23 protein-coding genes are annotated in these 23,027 nt (G+C 73.8%); 14 read left to right on the top strand and 9 right to left on the bottom strand.

The window, feature by feature from the left end; genetic code table 11:
* Positions 1 to 196: 196 nt before the first annotated feature.
* Entirely contained in the window at positions 197 to 1,591 is a 1,395-nt protein-coding gene (locus KUM39_RS22330) for a polyprenyl synthetase family protein (protein ID WP_246620568.1), read from the bottom strand.
* Positions 1,592 to 2,049: 458 nt separating this feature from the next.
* Between KUM39_RS22330 and KUM39_RS22325 the strand changes: the two genes are divergently transcribed.
* From KUM39_RS22325 to KUM39_RS22310, 4 genes are all read left to right on the top strand, one after another.
* Positions 2,050 to 3,249: a lycopene cyclase family protein gene (locus KUM39_RS22325; protein WP_217787533.1), complete on the top strand. Its 1,200-nt coding sequence runs from the start codon at positions 2,050 to 2,052 to the stop codon at positions 3,247 to 3,249.
* A gap of 13 nt (positions 3,250 to 3,262) precedes the next feature.
* Positions 3,263 to 3,994: a class I SAM-dependent methyltransferase gene (locus tag KUM39_RS22320; RefSeq protein ID WP_217787532.1), complete on the top strand. Its 732-nt coding sequence runs from the start codon at positions 3,263 to 3,265 to the stop codon at positions 3,992 to 3,994.
* Between the two features lie 136 nt (positions 3,995 to 4,130).
* Positions 4,131 to 5,687 carry an FAD-dependent oxidoreductase gene (locus KUM39_RS22315; RefSeq protein ID WP_217787531.1) on the top strand — a complete coding sequence of 519 codons (1,557 nt, stop codon included), beginning with the start codon at positions 4,131 to 4,133 and terminating at the stop codon, positions 5,685 to 5,687.
* A 186-nt stretch (positions 5,688 to 5,873) separates the two neighbouring features.
* The gene (locus KUM39_RS22310) at positions 5,874 to 6,536 is read left to right on the top strand and encodes a hypothetical protein (protein WP_217787530.1); all 663 of its coding nucleotides are present in this window, start codon (positions 5,874 to 5,876) and stop codon (positions 6,534 to 6,536) included.
* Positions 6,537 to 6,629: 93 nt separating this feature from the next.
* Here KUM39_RS22310 and KUM39_RS22305 read toward each other — a convergent pair whose 3' ends face one another.
* The 4 genes from KUM39_RS22305 to KUM39_RS22290 all read right to left on the bottom strand — a co-directional run bounded on the left by KUM39_RS22305 (position 6,630) and on the right by KUM39_RS22290 (position 9,440).
* The gene (locus KUM39_RS22305; protein ID WP_217787529.1) at positions 6,630 to 7,523 is read right to left on the bottom strand and encodes a glycoside hydrolase family 19 protein; all 894 of its coding nucleotides are present in this window, start codon (positions 7,521 to 7,523) and stop codon (positions 6,630 to 6,632) included.
* A gap of 316 nt (positions 7,524 to 7,839) precedes the next feature.
* Complete coding sequence (locus KUM39_RS22300) at positions 7,840 to 7,995, bottom strand: hypothetical protein (protein WP_217787528.1); 156 nt, start codon at positions 7,993 to 7,995, stop codon at positions 7,840 to 7,842.
* A 28-nt stretch (positions 7,996 to 8,023) separates the two neighbouring features.
* Positions 8,024 to 8,242, bottom strand: a complete 219-nt coding sequence (locus KUM39_RS22295; protein WP_217787527.1) for a ferredoxin — start codon at positions 8,240 to 8,242, stop codon at positions 8,024 to 8,026.
* A 7-nt stretch (positions 8,243 to 8,249) separates the two neighbouring features.
* On the bottom strand, positions 8,250 to 9,440 hold the full coding sequence (locus tag KUM39_RS22290) for a cytochrome P450 (protein WP_217787526.1): 1,191 nt from the start codon (positions 9,438 to 9,440) through the stop codon (positions 8,250 to 8,252).
* Between the two features lie 161 nt (positions 9,441 to 9,601).
* Between KUM39_RS22290 and KUM39_RS22285 the strand changes: the two genes are divergently transcribed.
* From KUM39_RS22285 to KUM39_RS22275, 3 genes are all read left to right on the top strand, one after another.
* On the top strand, positions 9,602 to 10,288 hold the full coding sequence (locus tag KUM39_RS22285) for a TetR/AcrR family transcriptional regulator (RefSeq protein WP_308288203.1): 687 nt from the start codon (positions 9,602 to 9,604) through the stop codon (positions 10,286 to 10,288).
* Between the two features lie 79 nt (positions 10,289 to 10,367).
* Positions 10,368 to 10,952 (top strand): TetR/AcrR family transcriptional regulator, encoded by a 585-nt coding sequence (locus KUM39_RS22280; protein ID WP_217787525.1) that lies wholly within the window; start codon positions 10,368 to 10,370, stop codon positions 10,950 to 10,952.
* A gap of 161 nt (positions 10,953 to 11,113) precedes the next feature.
* On the top strand, positions 11,114 to 11,878 hold the full coding sequence (locus tag KUM39_RS22275) for an SDR family NAD(P)-dependent oxidoreductase (protein WP_217787524.1): 765 nt from the start codon (positions 11,114 to 11,116) through the stop codon (positions 11,876 to 11,878).
* Between the two features lie 91 nt (positions 11,879 to 11,969).
* Here the strand turns inward: KUM39_RS22275 and KUM39_RS22270 are convergent, their stop codons facing one another.
* Positions 11,970 to 12,545, bottom strand: coding sequence for a lytic transglycosylase domain-containing protein (locus KUM39_RS22270; protein WP_246620567.1), 576 nt, complete (start codon positions 12,543 to 12,545; stop codon positions 11,970 to 11,972).
* 287 nt (positions 12,546 to 12,832) lie between these two features.
* On the opposite strand from KUM39_RS22270, the gene KUM39_RS22265 reads away from it, so the two are divergent.
* Complete coding sequence (locus KUM39_RS22265; protein WP_217787523.1) at positions 12,833 to 13,000, top strand: hydrophobic protein; 168 nt, start codon at positions 12,833 to 12,835, stop codon at positions 12,998 to 13,000.
* Positions 13,001 to 13,085: 85 nt separating this feature from the next.
* Here KUM39_RS22265 and KUM39_RS22260 read toward each other — a convergent pair whose 3' ends face one another.
* Positions 13,086 to 13,406: a hypothetical protein gene (locus KUM39_RS22260; protein WP_217787522.1), complete on the bottom strand. Its 321-nt coding sequence runs from the start codon at positions 13,404 to 13,406 to the stop codon at positions 13,086 to 13,088.
* Positions 13,407 to 13,667: 261 nt separating this feature from the next.
* Here KUM39_RS22260 and KUM39_RS22255 point away from each other — a divergent pair, with 261 nt between their 5' ends.
* From KUM39_RS22255 to KUM39_RS22245, 3 genes are all read left to right on the top strand, one after another.
* Positions 13,668 to 14,081, top strand: coding sequence for an SRPBCC family protein (locus KUM39_RS22255; protein WP_217787521.1), 414 nt, complete (start codon positions 13,668 to 13,670; stop codon positions 14,079 to 14,081).
* 118 nt (positions 14,082 to 14,199) lie between these two features.
* Positions 14,200 to 16,047, top strand: a complete 1,848-nt coding sequence (locus KUM39_RS28715) for a PP2C family protein-serine/threonine phosphatase (RefSeq protein ID WP_217787520.1) — start codon at positions 14,200 to 14,202, stop codon at positions 16,045 to 16,047.
* Positions 16,044 to 16,493, top strand: coding sequence for a response regulator (locus tag KUM39_RS22245; RefSeq protein WP_217787519.1), 450 nt, complete (start codon positions 16,044 to 16,046; stop codon positions 16,491 to 16,493). Before KUM39_RS28715 ends, KUM39_RS22245 begins: the two co-directional genes overlap by 4 nt.
* Before the next feature lie 38 nt (positions 16,494 to 16,531).
* On the opposite strand, the gene KUM39_RS22240 is transcribed toward KUM39_RS22245, so the two are convergent.
* Complete coding sequence (locus tag KUM39_RS22240) at positions 16,532 to 19,012, bottom strand: ATP-binding protein (RefSeq protein ID WP_217787518.1); 2,481 nt, start codon at positions 19,010 to 19,012, stop codon at positions 16,532 to 16,534.
* Positions 19,013 to 19,167: 155 nt separating this feature from the next.
* On the opposite strand from KUM39_RS22240, the gene KUM39_RS22235 reads away from it, so the two are divergent.
* Both KUM39_RS22235 and KUM39_RS22230 read left to right on the top strand, forming a co-directional pair.
* Entirely contained in the window at positions 19,168 to 19,659 is a 492-nt protein-coding gene (locus tag KUM39_RS22235) for a hemerythrin domain-containing protein (protein ID WP_217787517.1), read from the top strand.
* A 232-nt stretch (positions 19,660 to 19,891) separates the two neighbouring features.
* Positions 19,892 to 21,526 (top strand): alkaline phosphatase D family protein, encoded by a 1,635-nt coding sequence (locus KUM39_RS22230; RefSeq protein ID WP_217787516.1) that lies wholly within the window; start codon positions 19,892 to 19,894, stop codon positions 21,524 to 21,526.
* A 54-nt stretch (positions 21,527 to 21,580) separates the two neighbouring features.
* Here the strand turns inward: KUM39_RS22230 and KUM39_RS22225 are convergent, their stop codons facing one another.
* Positions 21,581 to 22,009, bottom strand: a complete 429-nt coding sequence (locus KUM39_RS22225; protein ID WP_217787515.1) for an ATP-binding protein — start codon at positions 22,007 to 22,009, stop codon at positions 21,581 to 21,583.
* 191 nt (positions 22,010 to 22,200) lie between these two features.
* Between KUM39_RS22225 and KUM39_RS22220 the strand changes: the two genes are divergently transcribed.
* A complete protein-coding gene (locus KUM39_RS22220; RefSeq protein ID WP_217787514.1) occupies positions 22,201 to 22,947 on the top strand; it encodes a maleylpyruvate isomerase family mycothiol-dependent enzyme in 747 nt (248 codons plus the stop codon).
* The last annotated feature ends 80 nt before the right edge of the window (positions 22,948 to 23,027 follow it).

Raw genomic sequence — 23,027 nt, 5'->3', positions numbered from 1 at the left:
ACGCCCGGCTCCTCGGCGGGGCGAGGGGCGTGTTCGGTGCGGGTGGGCCGGACAGGCGCCCGCCTGCCGACCGGCTCGTCGGCGGGGTGCGTCCGCGATGCGGCGCGTCCGGGCGTGGTGCGCGGGGCGCCGACCCGTACCGCCCGACCGGCCCCCGCGCGCCCCGCCACCCGACCGCCCGACCCCGCGTCCCACGTCATGCGCGGCTTCCTTCCACCGACCCGGCCGACCCGGCTGACCCGACCGGCCCGGCCGACCCGCCGACAGTCCCAGCCGTCCCGACCGGCCCCGCCGCCCCGGCCGACGCCGACAGGGGCCCCGCCGATGTCTCCGTACGCACCCCCGTGCCCGCCGCCCGCGCCAGCAGCTCCCGCAGTCGGCCGCCGCCCACCGGATGCAGCGCGAGCGAGTCGTACAGGCGCAGTCCCTGCGTCACCAGCCGCCCGATCCGGGCCTCCACCGCGTGCCGGGCGCCGGTGCGCACCATGACCTCGCGCACCTCGTCGAGCCCGGCCGCCGTCAGCGCGTCGTCGCCCAGCGAGCGGTCCAGCACCGACAGCGCGGCCCGGTCGCCCGCCGCCTCCGCCCGCGCGCGGGCCACGGCCGCCAGATACGTCGCCTTGCCCTCCCGTACGTCCCCGCCCGCCGGGCGTCCGGACCGGCCCGCGTCGGCGAACACGTCGTCCAGGTCGTCGCGGAGCTGGAAGGCGATGCCCACCCGCCGCCCGGCCGAACACAGACCGCTCGCCGTGTCCTCGTCGGCGCCCGCCAGCGCCGCGCCCAGCGCCAGCGGGCGCTCCACCGAGTACAGGGCGCTCTTGAGACAGGCCGCCCGCAGCGCGCGCGGCACCCCACGCGCCCCCGTGAGCTGGCCGTGCACGTCCAGATACTGCCCGGCGACCATCTCGGTGCGCAGATCGCCCCACAGCCGCCGTACCCGGCGCGCGGTGTCCGGTGCCAGCGCGGTGTCCGCGACCACGTCGTCCGCCCAGGCCAGCGCGAGATCCCCGGCGAGCACCGCCGCCGCGTCCCCGAACCGGCGCACCTGTCCCGCGTCGCCCGCGTCCGCGTACTGCGCCCCGACGTCCCGGTGCAGCGCGGGACGGCCCCGGCGGCAGGGCGAGCCGTCCATGACGTCGTCCTGGACCAGCGCGCAGGTCTGGAGGATCTCCACCGCCGCCCCCATCCGCAGCGCGGCGGCGGCCGACGCCTCGTCCTCGGCCCCGCACGCCCGCATCGCCCACCACAGCAGCCGCGAGCGGGTGCGCTTGCCGCCGGACCGGGTGAAGTCCGCGACCCGCGCGGCCAGATCCTCCGCGAACAGCGGATGAACCGCGCGCGCCCCGGCCACCCGGTCGGCCAGCACCTGGTCGAGCACCCGCCCGACGGCCCCGCGCACATCACCGTCCACGGCGGCCACGGCAGCGGACTCCGGCCGCCCGGCCTCCTCGCCGCACCGGCCCTCGGCGCCGGTTGCCCCGGCTGGTACGTCGTCCGGGTGCGGCCGGACGGGTGAATCGGGCGGGGCGCCCGGACAGGCACCGTACGGCTGCGTGGCCGTCCGCTGATCCGTCGCCTCGGAGGGGCGCATCCCGTTTCCTCTCGTCGTGCTCGCACGCGCACTCGCACACATCGCCCGGCTGCCCCAGGTATTCGGCCGGGGCACCGCGTACGGATGCGGCGACCCGGCCGACACCCCGGCGGACAGGCCGGACGACCCATCCCTCCCACGCTCCGCGCGCCGGAGACCCGCATCCGTCGCATTCGAGTGACCCGCATCCGATCGGGCACACGGGCGGGAAAACCGGCGGAGTGCGCAAGCGGGCCGGACGAACGGGCAAGGAGGCGGGTGGGACGGAACCGCCGGGACCGCCCCGGACACACCGGCACACGAGCCGACCGGAACGCAGGCCGACCATCCGACAGGCATACGAGCCGCCGGAACGCAGGCCGACTATCCGACCGGCACGCGGGCCGACCCACCGAACCGTGCACCGGAACACCGGGCCGACCCGCCCACCACAACCACCCGAGAAGACGGAGGACCTCGTGCGGGACGCGGATGTGGCCATCGTCGGAGCGGGCGCCGCGGGACTCTCCCTCGCCCACCGCCTCGCACGGCAGACCCCCGGCACCAGCGGCGCGCCCTCGGTGGTCCTGCTCGACGCCCCGCCCGGCCCCCTGCGCCCGCCCGCCCGCACCTGGTGCTTCTGGGAGCCCGGCCGGGGCCGCTACGACGCCGCCGTCACCGCCGCCTGGCAGCGGCTCCGGGTCACCCCGCCCGCCGGAGCCCCCCGCACCGGCGACATCGCGCCCCTGCGCTACAAGATGATCAGGTCCGGCGACTTCGAGGCACTCGTCACCCGCGACCTCGACCGCAGCCGCAACGTCCGCCGCCTCACCACGACCGTGGACGCGGTCGAGGACGTACCCGGCGGCGCGCGGATCATCCACCGCGCCCCCGACGGCACTCCCGGCACCCTCACCGCCCGCTGGGTGTTCGACTCGCGGCCCCTCGGCAGCCTGCCCGCCGCCCGCACCACCCTGCTCCAGCACTTCCACGGCTGGTTCGTCCGCACCGCCCGGCCCGTCTTCGACCGGGACACCGCCGACCTCATGGACTTCCGCACCCCCCAGCCCGCCGGGGGCCTGTCCTTCGGCTACGTCCTGCCCACCGGACGCCACGAAGCGCTGGTCGAATACACCGAGTTCTCCGCCCGCCCGCTCACCGCCGAGGCCTACACGGCGGCCGTACGGCACTACACCGAGGACGTGCTCCACCTCGGCCCCACCGAGATCCTCGCCACCGAGACCGGTGTCATCCCGATGACCGACGGGCCCACCCACCGGCGGATCGGCCAGTCCGTGTTCCGCATCGGCGCCGCCGGTGGCGCCACCCGCCCCTCCACCGGCTACACCTTCGCCGGACTCCAGCGCCAGACCGCCGCCGTCGCCGCCGCACTGCGCCGGGGCCGCCGGCCCGTCCCGCCCGACCCGCACTCGGCCCGCTCCCGCGCGATGGACGCCGTCCTGCTGCGGGCCCTCGCCAGCGGCCGGATCGACGGACCCGCGCTCTTCTCCGGCCTGTTCGAACGGCTGCCCGCGAGCCGGGTCCTGCGCTTCCTCGACGGCCGTACCCACCTGCTGGAAGACCTCTCCGTCGGCCTGCGCACCCCCGCCCGCCCGATGCTCCGCTCGGCCGCCGAACTGCGCCTGCTGCCCCGCCGCCCGCACGAACCGCCCCGCTGACCCTGGAGTGAGCATGACCCTGCTGCGCGACGACGAACTCGCCGCCGCCTTCGACCGTGGCGCCCGCGCCTACGACACGCTGGTGGCCACCAACCCCGGCTACCACGGTCATCTCCGGCGCTCGGTACGCCGCCTCGGCCTCCCCGGTCACGGCGAGGGACTGCGCGTCCTGGACCTCGGCTGCGGCACCGGCGCCTCCACCGCCGCCCTGCGTTCCGCCCTGCCCGGCGCCGACATCACCGCCGTGGACGCCTCCGCCGGGATGCTGGAACGGGCGGCGGCCAAGCCTTGGGCGGACGGCGTACGGTTCGTGCACGCCCCCGCCGAGCGGCTGGCCGAAGCAGGCGTGCACGGCCCGTTCGACGCCGTCCTCGCCGCCTACCTCTTCCGCAACCTCACCGACCCGGATGCCGTTCTGCGCCGGGTGCACGACCTGCTCGCGCCCGGCGGACGGCTCGCCGTCCACGAGTACGCCCTCAGCGGGCGCCGCACCGACCGCGCCGTCTGGACCCTGGTCTGCCGGGGCGTCGTCCAGCCCGCCGCAGGGGCCCTCGGGGACGGCGCCCTGTACCGCCACCTGTGGCGCAGCGTCGTGGACTTCGACACCGCGCCACGGTTCGCGTCCCGGTTGCGCGCGGCGGGATTCGAGACCGTCCGCACGCTCCCGCTGCCGGGGTGGCAGACCGGCATCGCGCACACCTTCGTGGCCCGACGCGGCACCGGCCCCGCGAGGGCGGCGCGATGAGCACTGGACGACGACCGGACGCCGCTCGCCGCCGATGCCGTACGGGACCGGCCCCCGCCTGCGGCCACTCCCGCGGACCCGGCCCGGCCGCCGTCCCGAACCTCCTCCGCTTCAACACCCTTACCAGGAAGCCCCGATGACCGTCTCCCGCCGCCGTCCCGACGGCACGCGCCGGGGCCGGGACCGGCGCGCCCGCGTCCTGCCCGCGCCCCCTGGAACCCCCCGCGTCACCACCCCCCGCTCCACCGCCGTCGTCGGCGGCGGCATCGCCGGTCTCGCCGCCGCCACCGCGCTCGCGGAACGCGGGGTCACCGTCACCCTCTACGAACGCGAAGCCCACCTCGGCGGCCGGGTTGGCGGCTGGCCCACCACCCTCGCGGACGGCACCCCGGTCACCATGAGCCGGGGCTTCCACGCCTTCTTCCGGCAGTACTACAACCTGCGCGGCCTGCTGCGCCGAACCGATCCCCGCCTGGAACGGCTCACCGCTCTGCCCGACTATCCGCTGCGGCACAGCGACGGCCTGCGGGACAGCTTCCGGCACGTGCCCCGCACCCCGCCCTGGAGCGCGCTCGGCTTCGTCGCGCTCAGCCCGTCCTTCGGCCCGCGCGACCTGGCCGCGATGAACCCCGTCGCCGCGCTGCCCCTCCTGGACGTCCGGGTCCCCGAGGTGTACGAACGGCTCGACACCACCAGCGCCCACGACTTCCTGGAGGCGGTCCGCTTCCCCGACTCCGCACGGCACCTCGCGTTCGAGGTGTTCTCCCGGAGCTTCTTCGCCGACCCACGCCAACTGTCCGCCGCCGAGATGGTGTTGATGTTCCACATCTATTTCCTCGGCTCGGCGGAGGGCCTGCTCTTCGACGTGCCGGGCGCCCCCTCCCCCGAGGCGCTCTGGCAGCCGCTCGCCGCCTACCTGGAGGGCCACGGCACCGACCTCCGCACCTCCACACCGGTCGAGCACATCTCCCCTGCGGGGGACGGCGGTTACTCCGTCACGGCCGAAGGCGCCGAGCAGCGCCACGACGCCGTCGTCCTCGCCCTGGACACCCCCGGCCTGCGCGACCTGGTCGCCCGCTCCGACCGGCTCGGGGACGCCGCCTGGCGCGAGCGGGTCCAACGCCTGCGCACCGCACCGCCGTTCCTGGTCAGCCGCCTGTGGCTGGACCGCCCGGTCGCCGCCGACCGGCCCGGCTTCCTCGGCACCAGCGGCTACGGCGGCCTGGACAACGTCAGCGTCCTGGAACGCTGGGAGGACGAGGCCGCCCGCTGGTCCGCCCGCACCGGCGGCTCGGTGGTCGAACTGCACGCCTACGCCGTACGCCCTGACGCCGACCGGAACCTCGAACAGAAGCGACTGATCGCGGAGTTGCACCGGGTCTACCCCGAGACCGGCGGAGCCGCCGTGCTCGACGCACGGCACGAATGGCGCGCCGACTGCCCGCTGTTCCCGGTCGGCGGCCACACCGACCGGCCCACCGTCCGCACCCCCGACCCGAACCTCGTCCTGGCGGGCGACCTCGTCCGTACCGATCTCCCGGTCGCCCTCATGGAACGCGCGGCCACCACCGGATTCCTCGCCGCGAACGCACTCCTGGAGCAGTGGGGCGTACACGGCCAGACCCTGTGGACAGTGCCTGAGAAGGGTCGTACGGCAGCCCTGCGCGGCCTGGCCCGATGGGCGGCGCGCTGACCGACAGGCAGATTCAGAAGGGAAGTTGGGTCACTGCGGGCAGGTGCCACCCGCGCGGGGGTGTTCCCAGGTCCACCCCCGCTCCGGGCCTTGGGCCCAGGGACTTCCGCCCGCACCGGCGTCAGGATTTCCGGTGTGGACAGCGGCGCGGTGAGCCGTCGCGGCACACCGACGGAGGAGCACCCGATGAACGAGACCGCCGCCCGGCGCCTCACCGGCAGGGCCGGAGTCGCCGCCGCCCTGGGACTGATCCTCGAAGTGCCGCTCTACTTCGTCTACTCGGGCCCGCCGCCGGACACCAACGTCCTGGCCCGCCTGCTGATCGGCATCCTCGCGCTCGGCGCCCTCATGGTGTTCGTCACCGGCTTCCGCGAACTGGTCGGGTCGGCCGCCCCCGAGGCGGGGACGGCCGGAACGCTCGCCCTCGTCGCCGGACTCGCCTACACCGTGGTCACGTTGGTCTCCAGCGGACTGGAGGCGGGCGCGGTGATCGCCGCCGACCACCCGATCGACCCCACGATCACCGTCAGCGGCACGTACATCCTCTACGGCACCGTCTCCCGGATGCTGCTCGGCATGTTCCTGGCCTGCTTCGCGTACGCCGTCGCCCGCGCGGGCCTGCTGCCCCGCTGGGCCCACCGCACCGCCTACGCCCTCGCGGCCGTCAACTTCGCCTTCATGCCGTCCCTGTTCTTCGGCAACACCCCGGCCCACTTCTACGCGGCCAACGGCTGGGGCACGACCGCGCTCATGGGCGCGGTCCTGTCGTACTGGCTGCTCGCGGTGGGCGTCAGCGCGTGGCGCAGCGCTGGCGGGGTGCGGGGCGGTTCGGCGGCGCTCACCCACTGAGTGCGGGGTGTGTGCACGGGGAAGGGCCCGGCGGCCGTACACCTGGCAGCCGGGCCCTTCCCGCACCTCAAGTCCCTTGTCTTAAAGAGACGTTCAGCAGTACAGGTTGCCGCCCGGCGAGACTCCGAGGATCGACGCGAAGCGCTGGTAGGCGTCCACGCGACTCTGCACCTGGGCGGGGTTGCGGCCGTCGCACTCCAGGGAGCCGTTGATGCTCCGGATGGTCTGTCCGAACCCGGCGCCGTTGACCATCGCGTTGTGCGCGGTCATCGAGCCCGGCCCGTTCTGCGTGTTCCAGTACCAGAGCCCGGTCTTCCAGGCCACGGACGCGTCGTTCTGCACGAGGTAGGGGTTGTTGAGCAGGTCGATGCCCAACGCGTCGCCCGCAGCCTTGTAGTTGAAGTTCCAGCTCAGCTGGATCGGCCCGCGCCCGTAGTACGCGGCCTGTCCCGCCGGACAGCCGTAGGACTGGCCCCAGTCGCAGTACGTCGGGTAGTTGGCGGTGTTCTGCTCGACCACGTAGACCAGTCCGCCGGTCTCGTGGTTGACGTTGGCCAGGAAGGCGGCGGCCTCCTGCTTCTTCGTCTGGTCGCTGCCGGTGTTGGCGAAGCCCGGATACGCGCTGAGCGCGGCGGTCAGCCCGCTGTACGTGTAGAACGAGTTCCGGCTCGGGAACATCTGGTTGAACTGGGCCTCGCTGACGACGAAGTTGCCGTTGGGCGTGCTCGAACCGCCACCGTCGCAGTTGTACGGGTCCCAGTACCAGGTGCTGATGATCGGGTCGTAGCCGGGATTGTCGTGCTCCGCGATGTACGCGCGGCCGTCGGTGTACCGGACGACGGACCCGGCCGCGTACCACTGGCCCGCCTGCCAGGCGGGGTAGCTCGCGCAGGAGGCGGCCGACGCACTGGCCGCCGGGAGCAGGACGGGCGCGGCGGTGCCGATGAGTGCCGCGGTCAGGAGGGCGGCGAGACGACGCTGTGACACGGGATCAACTCCTCGATGCCGGGCCGCTCCCGGAGACCGGTGACGGCGGCGCGCGGCATGCCCAAGAGCGGCCCGGCGCACACACCGACGAACCGGCCGACGCTCCGGAGCAGCCGTGTGGGGGGTGTGCCTTCACTGAACCAACTTGGTATGTACCAGTCAAGGGTCTAGACCGGTCCGCCTTGATGGGTGGCCGAGACGCGACTGCTCCGCCTCTCCCCGGACAAGGCGGGAATCCCGCCCGTGGGCTTGAGGGACGCACATGGCGGAGCCCCGGTGGCAGGGGTGGGAATCCGGCCACCGAGGCTCCGAGGGGTCAGGACGTCGTGAGCCGGATCATCCGGTGGTCGGACGGTCCGCCGTCCACCACGCCGCCGTTGTAGGTCGGCCCTCGGGGTCCGAAGAGATGGTCGATCTTGTTCGTGCCGTCAGTGGCGGGCCGCCCCACGAGGCATCGGCACGTACCGCTCACGCGCTCACGGAAACCGGTGGGCGGCCGTTCACTCCCGCGGTCCGACCTCCCTGCCCGACTCGTCCTCCACCGTGATCGCCAGCATCGGGCAGATGTCGGACGCGTCGAGGGCGCGCTCGTCCGGGGGGATGTCGGGCCGGACGGGACGGGACCGTTCGCCGACCAGGGTGAAGAGGTCGGGTGCCGTGCCCGCGCACATGCCCGAGCCGATGCAGCGGTCGGAGGCGACTTTCACGTGCCAGGTCATGGGCGCCTCACCACGCCACCGGCAGCACACGCGGCCCGCGCACCAGCATCTCGGTCTTCCAGGTGACGTCACCGGCCACCCGCAGCCCGGGGAAGCGGGCCACCAGCGCGCCGATGGCCTCCTGGAGCTCCAGCCGGGCCAGCGGAGCGCCCAGGCAGTGGTGGACCCCGTGCCCGAAACCCATGTGCGCGTTGCTGGTACGGGAGAGGTCGAGGGTGCCCGCGTCCGAGAAGCGCAGCGCGTCCCGGTTGGCGGCGCCGATCGCCACCAGCACCGGCTCGCCCGCCCGCACCAGGGTGCCACCCACCTCCACGTCCTCCGTGGCGTACCGGGGCATCCCCGCGCCGCTGCCCAACGGCACGAACCGCAGCAGCTCCTCCACCGCGCCACCGATCAACTCCGGCTTCTCGCGCAGCCGTTGCAGCTCACCGGGATGATCCAGCAGGGTCAGCACGAAGTTCGGGATCTGCGTCGCCGTCGTCTCGTGACCGGCGACCAGGATGCCGACGCACAGATCGACAAGCTCCAGCTCCGACAGCCGGTCCCCGTGGTCCCGCGCCTCGATCAGCGCAGTCATCAGATCGTCCCGCGGCTGCTCCCGGTGCCCGTCGATCAGCTTCGCCATGTACGCGCGCAGCTCGTCGCGGTTGCGCAGGAACTCCTCCGCCGTCAGCGAGCTGGTGGACAGCGCCGCGTCGCTCCACTCCCGGAAGCGGGGCCGGTCCTCCTCCGGCACCCCCAGCAGGCGGCAGATCACCGCCACCGGGATCGGCAGCGCGTACAGGTCCACCAGGTCGGCCGGTGCGCCCGCCGCCTCCATCGCGTCCAGCAGCCCCGACGTCAGCTCCCTGACCTGCGGCCTGAGCTTCTCCACCTGCCGCACCGTGAACGCCTTCGCCACCAGCGACCGCAGCCGTGTGTGGTCCGGCGGGTCCATGCTGAGGATTCCGCTGTCCCGCCGCGCCTCCGACGCGCGCGGCTCGTCGTGCTCCAGGCCCATCGCCCGGCTGAACCGCTGGTCACCGAGGACGAGCCGGGCATCCGCGTACCGCGTGGCCAGCCACGCAGGTTCGCCGTACGCCATCTGGACGCGCAGCAGCCCCGGCGTGTCGCGGGCCCGGTCGTACGCCTCCGACAGGGCCAGGTCCTGGCTGGAGTTGAAGGGATAGGCGAGGGGTGCGTTCTCCGTCTGTGTCACGACTGCCTCTCTCGTGTAAGCACGTGCTTACCACGCTAGGAGTCCTCCCCACCCCGGTCAACGACGCTAATCGGCCGTTACGCTGGCCGCTCCCCGGAGGGGTGACAGAGGGCGGGGCGGGCGCGCACGGGACGGACGGCGCGGAGCGAGAGGAGCACGGGGTGGACAGCGTGGGCGGGACGGGCGGGAGTGCGCCGGAGGCGCCCGGCGCGCACGCCACGAAGCCCGGCCTCGCCCCGTCGGACACCGCACCGGACACCGCCCTGGCGCCCGAGACCACCGCCCGCCGCCCCCGCGACGCCCGCCTCACCCGCACCCGCATCCTCGCCGCCGCAGGCGCCCTCTTCGCCGAGCGCGGATACGACGCGGCCACCGTCCGGGACATCGCCGCCCGCGCGGAGGTCAATCAGGCGCTGATATTCCGCTACTTCGGTTCGAAGAAGGCGCTGCTCGCGGAGGTCATGGCCGAAGGCGGCAAGGAACAGCTGACCGGCACACCCCCGGAGGCGCTTTTCGAGACCGCGCTGCGCGGGGTGCTCGCGGGCGGCGGCCCCGGTGCCGACCGCCTGCTGGCCGTGTACCTGCGCTCCGTCGCCGGGTCCGACAGCACCCCGGACACCGTGCGGGAACTGGGCGCCGAGTACGTCTCCGCGCTTGCCGCGCTCGCGGGCACGGACGACAGCGCCCTCCGCGCCCAACTGGCGATGGCCTGGCTGCTCGGAATCGGTGTGCTGCGGGTGGTCGTGGGCCAGGAGCCACTGGCGAGCGCGGCACCCGACGAGGTGTGCGCTCTCGTCCTCGCCTCACTGGAACGGCTGTTGGGCGGCGCAACGGGGGAGCAGGAATAACAGGTCGGCTCCGGAATCGAGTTGCACTCGCCCACGCACATAATTGACCGATCGTTCCCGTCAGGTCTACCGTCAACGCATGGCACGCACAAAGGAGTTCGACCCCGACACCGCTCTTCGCGCAGCGGTCGAACTGTTCTGGCAGCAGGGGTACGAGGCCACCTCGATGGCCGACCTGGTGGCACACCTGGGAGTGGGCCGGGCGAGCCTCTACGCCACGTTCGGCAGCAAACACGACCTGTATCTGAAGGCGCTGGACCACTACACCGAGGCCAACGACACCCGTCTGCTGGAGGAGTTGTCGCGTCCGGGTCCCGCCCTGCCCGCCGTACGCGCCGTGGTCCGGCGGTTCGCTGAGGAGTCGGCCGGCGCGGAGACCGCGAGCCGGGGCTGCTTCGTCACCAACACGGCCGCCGAACTCTGCCCGCACGACCCGGAGGCAGCCCGCCGAGCCGAGGCGTCCTGGGCCCGCCTGGAAACCCTGCTGCACGCCGCGCTGAGCCGGGCGCGGGCGCAGGGCGAGATCCCCGCCGACCGTGACCCCCGCGCACTCGCCCGGATGCTGCTCGTCCTGATGCAGGGCCTGCGGGTGGCGGGCAAGTGCGGTGCGGACGCGGGACGTTCACGCGACGCGGCGGAACAGGCGCTGCGCGCGCTGGACTGACCGGTCGCACGGGCGCGCGGGACCTTGGACGCGTCTGGCTTCAGGTACACGGGCCTTCGGACGCACCGGCCCACGAGGATGCCCGCATTCGGGAACGAACGTTCCGGAAAAGAAACCGCCGCCGCGCCGTGTGCGCGGCACAATCCGCCGAGGAGGCACCCATGCCCGCACGCTTCACCGACCAGACCGCTCTCGTCACGGGCGCCGGTTCCGGTATCGGCCGGGCGCTGGCGCTCGCGTTCGCCGACGAGGGAGCACGGGTGGTGGTGGCGGGCCGCACGGCCGCGACCGTGGAGGAGACGGCCACGCTGATCCGGAAGGAGGGCGGCACCGCGCTCGCCGTCGCCGCCGACGTGACCCGTGGCGAGGAGGTACGGGGGCTGGTGCGACGGGCGGCCGAGGAGTTCGGCGGGCTGGACGTGGCGGTGAACAACGCCGGTGTCTTCCTCGGCGGAACCCCGCTCGCCGACCTGCCGGAGGGGGACTGGCACACCCTCCTGGACGTCAACGTCACCGGTGTCTTCCACAGCCTTCAGGCCGAGATCGCCCAGATGCGCCGTCAGTCCGGCGGAGGAACGATCGTCAACATCGCCTCCAACTACGGCGCCCATCTGCGTACGTCGGGCGTCGCGGCGTACGTGGCGAGCAAGGCGGCGGTCTCCGCGCTGACCCGCGCCGCCGCGCTCGACCACATCGGGGAGGGCATCCGCATCAACGCGGTCAGCCCCGGCCCGACAGCCACCACTATGTCCCTCCGGCCGGGCGAGACCGAGACGGACCGCGCGGCCCGCGTCAGCACCACCTCACCGCTGGGCCGCGTCTCCACGACGGACGAGATCGCCGCCGCCGTCCTCTACCTGGCCTCCGCCGACGCCGCCTCGGTGATCGGCGCGGATCTGGTGGTGGACGGAGGCGCGAGCGCGTGAGAGCGCGGCCGTACGCCCCGGGGTTCGGCCGCGCGGAGTCGGACGGAGCGGACCGTACGGAGCGGGTCTGACGGAGGGGGCGGAAGACGGGTCAGCCCAGCACCTCGCCGGACCGCTCCCTGTTCTCCCTGAACCGGCGCAGATAGGAGCGGGCCATCCGCCCCGGAGCCACGCCCCCGGCGAAGGCCCGCATGTTGCGTTCGCCGGTGTTGTAGCCGAGGGCGAGGAGTTCGTCGCGCGTGTAGGCGGGGGAGTGACGCTCGGGAAGGGCGCGGTCGAGGTCGCCCAGATGCAGGGCGGCGGCCCGGACGGCGAACGCGGGGTCGTCGCGCAGGTCCTGCCAACGCTGCGGCAGTCCGTGGCGGCGGCGCACCTCCTCGAACGTCGCCCGGTGCATGTTGGCCACCCCGAAGGACGCGGCCGGCTTCCACCACTGCCACAGCCGCTCCAGCAGCGGGTGGTGCGGCTTGTACGCCTCGTTGTACAGGACGGCCATGACGAGCCGGGGCGTGACTCCCGCCTCCGCGGCGCACTCCGCGACCACGTCCGCGTAGTCGGCCGGGTCGTACGCGGCGGGCCGCAACGGGGGAGTGGGCGCGTTCTCCACGGGTCCGGGACCGCTCGCCATGTTCTCTTCGGCCACCCTCGTCATCGCCTTCTCCGTCATGTCCGCCCCGTTGTGGCCCGGCACGTCCCGCCCGGCACTCTCGCGGGGTGCGGATTCCCCCGCGTACCGCGCTCAATCCGGCGCGGACCCGCTCCGGGAGTCGTAGGACCTGTCGGACAACTCCCAGCTCATGTGCGGCCCGGAGTTCTCGACCGGCGTTCGCCTCCGGCCGGTCACACGGCGCGCGCAAAGCGCCCGAGTCCCCTTCACTTTCTCGAAGAAACACTCGATTTTGTGTGCGTGCCGAGTGATCGCCAGGGCATTCGGTGGTCAGGAGGTTGATAACAATGGTTCCCCTTTTGCTGGTACTTCTTCTGGCTCTGATCCTGTTCGGCGTGGGCTTCGCGGTGAAGGCGCTGTGGTGGATCGCGGTCATCGTGCTCGTGGTGTGGCTGCTCGGCTTCGTGGTGCGGCCCGCGAGTGGCGGACGCAAGGGCCGCTGGTACCGCTGGTAGACGGCGGACCGACGACCACGAGGGGCTGCCCGGCAGACAACGGCCGGGCAGCCCCTCGTTCGCCGAGCGCTCGGTGACGGTGACCTCAGTGACCGTCGAGCCCGAACCAGGCGAGCTGGTCCCCGACCCACGGGTCGTACACGGCGGCCTTCGTCGCCGCCGACGGGTAGAAGCGCGCGATCTGCCCGGCCACCCACGGGTCGTCGCTCGCGGGCCGGACATCGCCCCGAGCTGCGGCCAGGTGGTGAGTGCCGTGCTGGTGGGCGCCGTGGTGGTGGGCCGGGACCGCGTTCGGAGCGGTCTGCGGAGGGGCCGCCAGAGCCGCTCCGCCGCCCGCGATCAGCATCGTGCCGGTCAGGGTGGCGAGGGCGGTGAGGGTGGCCGTGCGACGCGTCAGGTTCTTCACGTCTGTCTCCTTGCGACGTTCTCCGATGGAAACCGGCTCGTGGGCCGAATCGCCGTGTCCGTCGGACAGCAGGCGTCCCCGCCCAGGTCGGAAGTGCTCTCGCGCACTCAGTGGGCTCCCATACCCACCCGTATTCTTCGCACACCGGTTCTTTGCGTTCGAAATGTGTCCGCAACGCGAACCCGCCGCACCACCCGCCACCACCCCCGCGTACACCCCGCACCCCGGTTTGCCGTGACCGGTGCCGGGGACCCGCCCGGCATGGGTGACTACAGCGAGACCATCGACGTCCGCGTGCCGCCGGACCGGCTTTTCGCGTACCTGTCCGACGTGCGCCACCTCCCCGCGTACCTGCCGCGCCTGACCTCGGTCCGGCCCGAGGGGCACGACAGGGTGACCGTCACCGCCCACATCGACCCGCCGGACGCCCCGGGACAGGACGTCACCAGCGAGGCATGGCTGCATGTGGTCGAGGACGGCAAGCGCCTCGAATGGGGCGCCCCGGGCCCGCACGACTACCACGGCGAACTGCGCGTGGACGGCGGCGACAGCGCGGGCACCTCCCGCCTCACCGTCGCACTCCACACCGAGCACATCGAGGGCGGGCAGGTGGACCACGGCCTGGAAGAAGCGGTGACCGGCATCAAGCGCGCCGCCGAGTCGGCCGACCGCTGAGACCCGCCCGCCGGACTCGGTACGCGACCGTCCACGGTGCCACGGACCGGCCCCGGTCCCCGGCGGACCCGACCAGATCACCCGCCGACCGTAGGATGTGCCCTGTGGAGATGACCGCGTGAGCAACCGTTCCCGCACCCAGGCGGACGTACCGTGCTCGTGGTGGCGGGAGCTGCACCGGCTGTGGCTCGCCGCCGTCGAGGTCGAGGACGTCACCGCGCTGGCGACCCGCCTGTACGCCGCGCTCTCCCTGATGCCGGGCTCGGTCGCCGTCGTCGGCGCCCGCTGGGAACGGCGCGCCCCGCGCTACATGCGCCTGTGGACCCCGGCCGACACCGCACCCGTCACCTGGCTCCCCACCGCCACCGACTGGCCCGGCGGCCTCGCCGCCCCGTCCGCCCTGACCCTCCCGGACGACGGACGCCCGCACACGCGCTGGTGCGCACCGTTCACTGGTACGGCACCCGAGAGCGCGCCGCCCGGCTCGCCCGAGGACGTACCCACCGCCCCCTCCGCCCTCACCCCCTTCGCCGCGCCCCTGCTGCGGGAGGCCGGTGCCGAGGTCGTCCTCGAATGCCTCTTCCCGCTCGCCAGCCACGACACGGCCGCGCTGTGGGTGGGGTTCGCGGCGATGCCGGACACCGAGGACCGGCGCCGGATGGGCGAGCAGCTCACGCAGGTCGCGGACCTGCTGATGGTCAGCAACCGGCGCATCCTGGAGAACCGCGTCCACGAGCGCCGCCAGGCCCGTGACGCCTTCCTCGCCGAAGCCTCGCTCCAGATGGACGAGAGCCTGGAGGTCGAGGAGACCCTGCGCCGGGTCGCCCGGCTGGCCGTGCCCGCCGTGGCCGAGGGCTGCGTGGTGCACCTCTTCCGCGCCGACCGCGAACTCGAACCCGTGGCCGCCGCCCACGTCGCCGCCGGTGCGCAGACCTGGCTCGGCGAGGTCGCCCGGCACGACGCCTGGCTCGCCGCCCAACTCCGCCGCACCGCCCGGCACCCCGGCGGACGCGTGCTCCAGGGCCCCGAACTCTCCGGCGGCCCCTTCGGACCGGACGCCACCGGCGAGGGCAAGACGATCCGCGCCGTCAGCATCAGCCCGCTGCGCGCCCGCGGCCGTGTCCTCGGCACCCTCACCTTCCTCTACCGGCGCGACGACACCAGCCTCTCCGACCTGCCCACCCTCACCGACCTCGCCGGACGGGCCGCCCTCGCCATCGACACCGCCACCCTCTACGACCAGCGGCGGCAGAACGTCGAGATGCTCCAGCGCCACCTGCTGCCCCGGGCCCTCCCGCGCTTCGACGGCGTCGAACTCAGCGCCGCCTACGAGGTCGGGGACACCAGCCTCGACGTCGGCGGCGACTTCTACGACGCGGTGGCGGCGGGCGACCGGATCTCCCTGGTCATCGGAGACGTGTGCGGACGCGGAGCCGAGGCCGCCGCGTTCACCTCCCTCGCCCGGCACACCCTGCGCATCCTCCTGGAGGAGGGCACCCCGCCGGGCGCCGCCCTGGCCCGGCTCAACCGCGCGCTCACCACGGAGGGCGCCTCCCGGTTCGTCACCGCGCTGGTCGCCACCCTCACCCCGCTCCCGGACGGCGGCTCGGAGGCCGAGATCGCCGGGGCCGGACACCCCTGGCCGCTGCTGAGACACGCCGACGGCACCGTCACCGAGGTCGCCGCGCGCGGCCTGCTGCTCGGAGTGGTCCCCAACGCGCCCTACCGCTCCCGGCGCGTCCGACTCGCCGACGGCGACGCGCTGGTGCTGTTCACCGACGGCCTCACCGAGGCCCGGTCGGCGGACGGCGCCTACTTCGAGGCGCGGCTGGCCGACGCCGTGAGCGGGCTCGACCCGGCCGGTGAGGCACCCGCCGCGCGGCTGGTCGGTGCCGCCTCCGACTTCCGCCACATGGGCGACGACGACACCGCCGTGCTCATCGCACGCGTGAAAGGACGACCGTGAGACAGGACCACGCCCCCGGCAAGCGGCTCGACGACGGCCATGTGCTGGTCCTGGAGGACTCGCAGGAGGACGCCGAGGCCATCGAACGCGCCCTCTCCCGCACCCACCCGCACCTGCGCCTGGAGTTCCTCACCCACGGCGAGGGCCTGGTACGGCGGCTGATCGAGGCCGACGAGGTGCCCGGCATCGTCCTCCTCGACCTCAACATGCCCGGCGTCGGCGGGCACGCGGTCCTCAAGGAGATCCGGTCCCGCCCCGAACTGGCCGAGATGACCGTCGTCGTCTTCACCTCGTCCACCGCCCCCGCCGAGGTGGACGCCTGCTACGCCGCCGGAGCGGACAGCTACATCTACAAGCCCCTCAACTTCGACCTGTTCCGCACCGTCCTCAAGGGCGCGATGGACTACTGGCAGGAGGCCAAGGGCCAGAGTCAGGGGCAGGGGTAGGGGCAGAATCAGGGCCGCGGTCCGGGTCCGGGCCCGGGTCACGCACCGTCCCCGGACGGCGTCCCGCCGGGCGGCGCGTCCCCGGGCGGCGGCTCCTCGCCCAGCGTGAAGTAGAACGCCGTACCCGTGCCGGGGCCGCCGGTCAGCCACAGGCTGCCCCCGTGCCTCTCCACGATCCGCTTCACCACCGCCAGCCCCACACCCGTGCCGCCGCCCCGCTCACTCGGGCCGTGCAGCCGCCGGAACAGGTCGAACACCTCGCCCTGCCGCTCGTACGGGATGCCGATGCCGTTGTCCCGCACGACCACCGCCGGAACCGGTGTCTCCGCGCCCGGCGGCACCGCGTCCGTCACGGTCACCTCCACCGTGCGGTCGGGCCGGTCGGCCGCGTACTTCGCCGCGTTGACCAGCAGGTTCAGCAGGATCTCGTAGAGCCGGTCGGAGTCCGCGTGCACACGGGGGAGGGCAGCCGGGCGCAGCACGCGCACCCGCTCCTCGGCCAGCCGGGGACCGGCCACCTCCAGCGCCGCGTCGAGGACGTCGTCCAGCGCCACATCGGTGCGCCGCAGCCCCGTCCGGCCCATCCGGGCGTAGTGCAGCAGGGAGTTGAGCAGGTCGTCCATACGGGCCGCGAGCCGCTGCATCGTCTCCAGGCGGCGCACACTCGTCGCGTCGAGCCCGTCGCCCGCGTCCTCCAGGGTGAACGTCGCCGCGTTGGCGATGCCCCGCAGCGGCTCCTTCAGATCATGCGCGGCCACGTGCGCGAACGAGTCCAGATCCAGGTTCGTCATACGCAACTCGGCGTTCAGCACGCCGAGTTCGTCGGCATGCCGCAGTACGAGCCCTGTCAGCAGCCGACGCATCTCCAGCGCCGCCGCCTGCTCCCGCGCCGTCCACGGCAGACTCCGGCCCCGGATCATCGACCGGAACACCGCCCCCGAACCCCTGGGCGTCAACCGCTCGCCCCGCAGCCCCACCAGCACCGGCCGCGCCGGATCGGCCGCCCACTCCCGCGGCACGGCCCGCTCCGCACGGACCCAGGCGAGGTAGTCCCCGGCATCGCTCAGCGGCAGCAGGAGGACTCCGGCGGGGGAGGGCGCGGCACCTGCCCCCGGGTCTCGCGCGTCCGGCCCCCGCGTATCCGTCCCCTGCGCCTCGGTCCCCTGCGCCTCGGACCCTTGCGTATCAGCCCCTTGAACGTCCGCCCCCGGCCCGTCCGCCCCCTCCGGCACCCGGCCGCCCTCGCCGCCGTACCCGGCGAGCACCTCCGGCAACCGGTCCGTCGCCCACACAGAACCCGGCGCCGCGGCAGCCGCGTACCGGGACAGCAGACGCGCGGTGTCCGCCGGGACCGGCGTTCCCGCCGACGAGACCCGGTCGCCGCGCACCAGCAGCACGCCGTCCGCCCCGACCAGATCGCGGACCGCCTCGTGGTGACGCATCAGGGACGCGTCCACGTCCGCGTCCAGCAGCTCCGCCACCGCCGCCGCGTCCCGCCCGGACCGCTCCAGCGCGTCCGCCCGCTCCCGCTCCTCGATGGCCGCCAACTGCATGGAGAACGCGGCCCCGAACAACTCGCACGCGGACCGCACCTCCGGCGGCAGCCAGGTCGGACCGGCCCCGTGGCAGGCGATCAGCCCCCACAGCCGCCCCTCGCGCAGCAACGACACCGACATGGACGATCCCACCCCGATGTTGCGCAGATACTCCAGATGGAACCCCGAGACCGTGCGCAGCGCGGCGCCCGACAGGTCCAGCGGCTCACCGGTCGCCGGGCGCAGCGCCGGGAACAGCCCGGCCGTCGGGTCGTCCACGTCGCAGATGACCCGAATCCAGTTCTCCTCGTACAGCCGCCGGGCCTGCGGCGGGACGTCCGTCGCCGGGAACCACAGCCCGAGCCACGGCTCCCAGTCGCCGTCCACGTCCTCCGCGACCACCTCGCCCGGCCCGTCCAGCCCGTCGAAGCGGTACGCCACCACCCGGTCGAACCCGGTGAGCCGCCGCACCTCCCCGACCGCCGTACGACAGCACTCCAGCACCGTGCCCGCCGACCGCAGCCGACGCAGCGCCCGGCGCACCCCCTGGTAGAACCCGGCGAACCGGAACTCCTCACCCGCGTCCCGCGGCTCGAACTCCAGCACCACCAGCCCCTCACGCCGGTGCACCGACAGGTCGAAGCCCGCACGGTGGCCCGCCGCCCCGGCCGTCACCGGGAACGTCACCGCCACCGCGTCGCCCTCGGCGGCCGACTCCAGCGCCTCCGCCCAGTCCTCCTCCGCGAGCACCGCGCCCACCGGCCCGCCCACCAGATCCCCGGCGGCGGCACCCAGCAGCGCCCGCGTGTTCTCGGCCGCGGTGTCCACCACCCCGGTGCCCGGATCGACCGCCAGCAGCGTGCCGTACGACTGCACACCGCCCAGCCGGTGGATACGCTCCCGTACGCACAGCGACAGGTCGAAACCGCCCGGCACCGACGCCTCGGCCGCACGGGCCCGATCAGACAACCACTCGTCCCTCATCAGCCGATCATCCTCCACGCCGGCCACCAGTACCCCGTACCGCCGGACCGAAGCACCTGGCCGGGAGGGGGCTCAAGAGCGCTCGTGTGGGTAACCGGTAGCCCCCGGGGTTCGCACGCCACCGGGGTTCTCCGTACGAAAGAGGTGCACGTCCCATGACCGAGACCCGCGACGTGGTCGAGCTGATCCTCCAGGACCACCGGCGCATGGAGGAGTTGTTCCGGCGGATGCGCAGCGTCGAGGCCGACCGGGCCGCCGCGCGCGACGAGTTCGCGGACCTCCTCATCGCCCACGCCGTCGCGGAGGAGACCGAGGTCTACCCCGCCCTCAAACGCTTCAAGCGCATCGACGACGACGAGGTCGAGCACGGCGAACACGAGCACGAGGAGGGCAACCAGGCACTCCTGGACCTTCTCCAGGTGGAAGAGGTCGGCTCCGACGACTGGGACGAGAAGCTGGAGGACCTCGTCCAGGCCATCGCCCACCACACCGACGAGGAGGAACGGACCATCCTCAACGGCGCCCGCGAGAACGTCCCCATGTCCCGCCGCGAGGAACTCGGCGCCGCCTTCCTGGAGGAACGCGCCCGGCAGCTCAAGGCGGGCTGCGGCTCCCCGGACAACATCCGGCGCGTCCTGGCGTCGTAGCACGCCACCCGCGTACGCAGTGTCCCTCGCGTGACGGACAGCCCGTAGCTCGCCGTCAGTTCCTCGCCGCTCGCGGCTCGCCGTCCGTGAAGAGAACCTGAAGAAAGCCCCCGCCCCTCGCCCGTCCCCACCACCCCGTACTACGGTCGTCGCACGCCGTCCCGCGCCCCGGGCGCGGGACGGACCGTACGCCCTCGGGGGACCTCCCCCGCGCCGAAGGAGGAGCGACCCCGTGGCCGAACTGCGCCTGGGACCCGTGCTGAGGTACGCGGACGGCGAGTCCGCGACCGTGTGGCTGGAGACGAGCGGCCCCTGTGTCGTCGAGGTGCGCTGCTCCGACGGCGCGGGCGGCTCCGCGCCCACCTTCCGGATCGCCGGACACCACTACGCGCTGGTCACGGTCACCGGACTGCGCGCGGGCAGCGCCCCGAGCTACGAGGTGGTCCTCGACGGTGCCGGGGTCTGGCCGCCCGCCGACTCCCGCTTCCCGCCCTCGGTGATCCGCGTCCCCGGCGAGGGCGACGCCGTCCGGGTCACCTTCGGCTCCTGCCGCTGGGCCGCGCCGCCCGCCGACGGCAAGGACCCGGTCGGCACCGACGCCCTCGACACCCTCGCCCGCCGGATCGCCGCCGACCCCGACGGCGAACGCCCCGACGTGCTGCTCCTCCTCGGCGACCAGATCTACGCCGACGAGACCTCCGAGGCCACCCGCGGCTGGCTCGCCGCCCGCCGCGACCTCGACCGGCCGCCCGGCAGCCAGGTCGCGGACTACGAGGAGTACACCCACCTCTACTACGAGTCCTGGCTCGACCCCGGAGTGCGCTGGCTGCTCTCCACCGTGCCGAGTTTCATGATCTTCGACGACCACGACGTGGTGGACGACTGGAACACCTCCGCCGCCTGGCTCGCGGACATGCGCGCCACCGACTGGTGGCAGGAGCGTCTGCTCAGCGGCCTGATGTCGTACTGGGTCCACCAGCACCTCGGCAACCTGTCCCCGGCGGAACTCGCGGCCGACCCGACCTACACGGCCGTCACGTCCACGATCGACGGCACCGAGGCGCTGCGCGCGTTCGCCGCGAAGGCCGACGCCGACCCCGCCTCCGTCCGCTGGAGCTACCGCCGCGACTTCGGCCGGGTCCGCGTCGTCATGGCCGACTCCCGCGCCGCCCGGGTCTTGGACGAGAACCGGCGCGCCATGCTCGACCCGGAAGAGGAGGACTGGCTGCGCGAACAGGTGCTGGCCGACCCGGAGGCGTACGACCACCTGCTGCTCGGCACCTCCCTGCCCTGGCTGCTGCCCCACCTCGTGCACGACGCCGAGGCGTGGGACGCGGCCCTGTGCGCCGGAGTGCGCGGCGCCCGCTGGGCGCGCCTCGGGGAGCGCCTGCGCCGGGCGGCCGACCTGGAGCACTGGGCCGCCTTCCCCCGCTCCTTCGCGGACCTGGCCGACCTGCTCGCCGAGACCCGTTCCGCCGACTCCGCCCCGGCCACGATCTGCGTGCTCTCCGGGGACGTGCACCACGCCTACGTCGCGGAGGCGGCCTGGCCGTCCCCGTCCGACCGGGACGGCACCCCGGTCGTCCAGCTCACCTGCTCACCGGTGCACAACTCCGTGCCGCTGACGATGCGGCTCGGATTCAGGTTCGGCTGGAGCGCCCCGGCCCGTCTGCTCGGCCGCGCCCTCGCCCGGCACGGCCGCGTGGCGAAGCCGCCGGTGAGCTGGCGCAGGACGGGCGGCCCCTGGTTCGGCAACCAGTTGATGACCCTCACCCTGCGCGGGCGCGCGGCCCGGCTCCGACTCCAGCGGGCGGACGCCGACGGCACGCTGAGCACGGTGCACGAGGCGGACCTCCGCACGCGCTGAGCGTACGGACCACGCCCCGCACCGGACCGGGCCGCCCCCCCCACAGGCCCCCCGTCACTCCTGCCCGGACGCCTCCGCGGGCGGCCGGAAGCAGGCCACCACGTCCTTTCCGTTGGGACACCGGTGGGTCTCCCACTCGTCGGCCAGTGCGTCCACCAGCAGCAGACCCCGCCCGCCGAGCGCACCCCCGTCGGGCCGCCGCTGCTCGGGCAGCCGCCCGGAGGAGTCGTGCACGGTGACGTGCAGACACTCCCGGTCCCAGGCCAGGATCAACTGGGCCGCGCTCTGCGCGTGCACATGCGCGTTGGTCACCAGCTCCGACACGGTCAGCAGCACCGAGTCGATCGTGTCGGGTGCCGTCCGCTGCCATCCCAGACTCTCCAGATGCCCGCGCGTCCAGTCGCGGGCCGTCTTCACCCCGCTGCTCACCGGCAGCGAGCGGGCCCATCCCACAGCCCTCACGGAGGAATCACGGTCCGCCATCGTCTCTCCTTAGGTGTCCTCAGCCCGAAGTCGCTGCCGCACCCCAACCGTCTGCCCCCGAACCGCCCCGGCATGGATGGACCCCGTACGCAAACCGTCCGACACCGGACCCGACCCGCTCCGGGCACGGTGTTCCTCCGGGGCGAACCGTTATGTACTGGACGCATGCGCCATCCCCGTAGGAATCACCGATGACCGACCCCACCGACCCCACCGAAGCCGCTGATCCCGCCGAAGCCCCGCAGAGCCGCACGGCTCCCACCCTCACCCCCGACCCGGTCGAGGAGTGGACCCGCGCCCGGCTCCGGGTGGCCGACCTCGTCACCCGCACCGATCCGGCCGCCTGGGAGCTCCGCGTCCCCGCCTGCCCCGACTGGACCGCCCGCGACCTGCTCTCGCACATGGTCGGACTCGGCGCCGACGTGGCGGGCGGCGACGAACCCGACGACCACAACGACACCTGGACCGCCCGTCAGGTGGCACACCGACGCGGCCGGACACCTGCCGAACTGCTGGCCGAGTGGGAGACGGTCGCCCCCGCGCTGTGCGCCTGGATGACCGCGCACGGACCCCGCCCGCTGAACGACATGATCATCCATGAGCAGGATCTGCGCGGCGCCCTCCGCGTCCCCGGCGCCCAGGACACCCCCGCCCTGCGCACCCTCCGCGACACCTTCGCCGGGCGGCTGCGCGACCGCACCGCCGGTCTGCCCCCGCTCGCCCTCGTCGGCACGCACTGGCGATGGGCCACCTCCGGCCCGCCGGACGGCGCCGCCGTCGTCCTCACCGCCCCCGACTTCGACCTGACCCGCGCCCTCTTCGCCCGCCGCTCCGCGTCACAGCTGCGCCGATGGACCAGCCAGGGCGACATCGAGCCCTACCTCGAAGGCTTCACCGCGCTCGGCGGCCTCCCCGCCAGGGACCTCTCCGAGTCCTGACCCCCCCCCCCCCCCCCCCCCCCCCCCCCCCACCCCCCCCCCGCCGCCCCCCCCCCCCCCCCCCCCCCCCCCCCCGCGGC

Origin of the sequence: Streptomyces corallincola, from assembly GCF_019104725.1 — a bacterium.
GTDB classification, from domain to species: domain Bacteria; phylum Actinomycetota; class Actinomycetes; order Streptomycetales; family Streptomycetaceae; genus Streptomyces; species Streptomyces corallincola.
The sequence above is the reverse complement of the archived record's forward strand: the minus strand, read 5'-3'. Positions and strand labels throughout refer to the sequence as shown.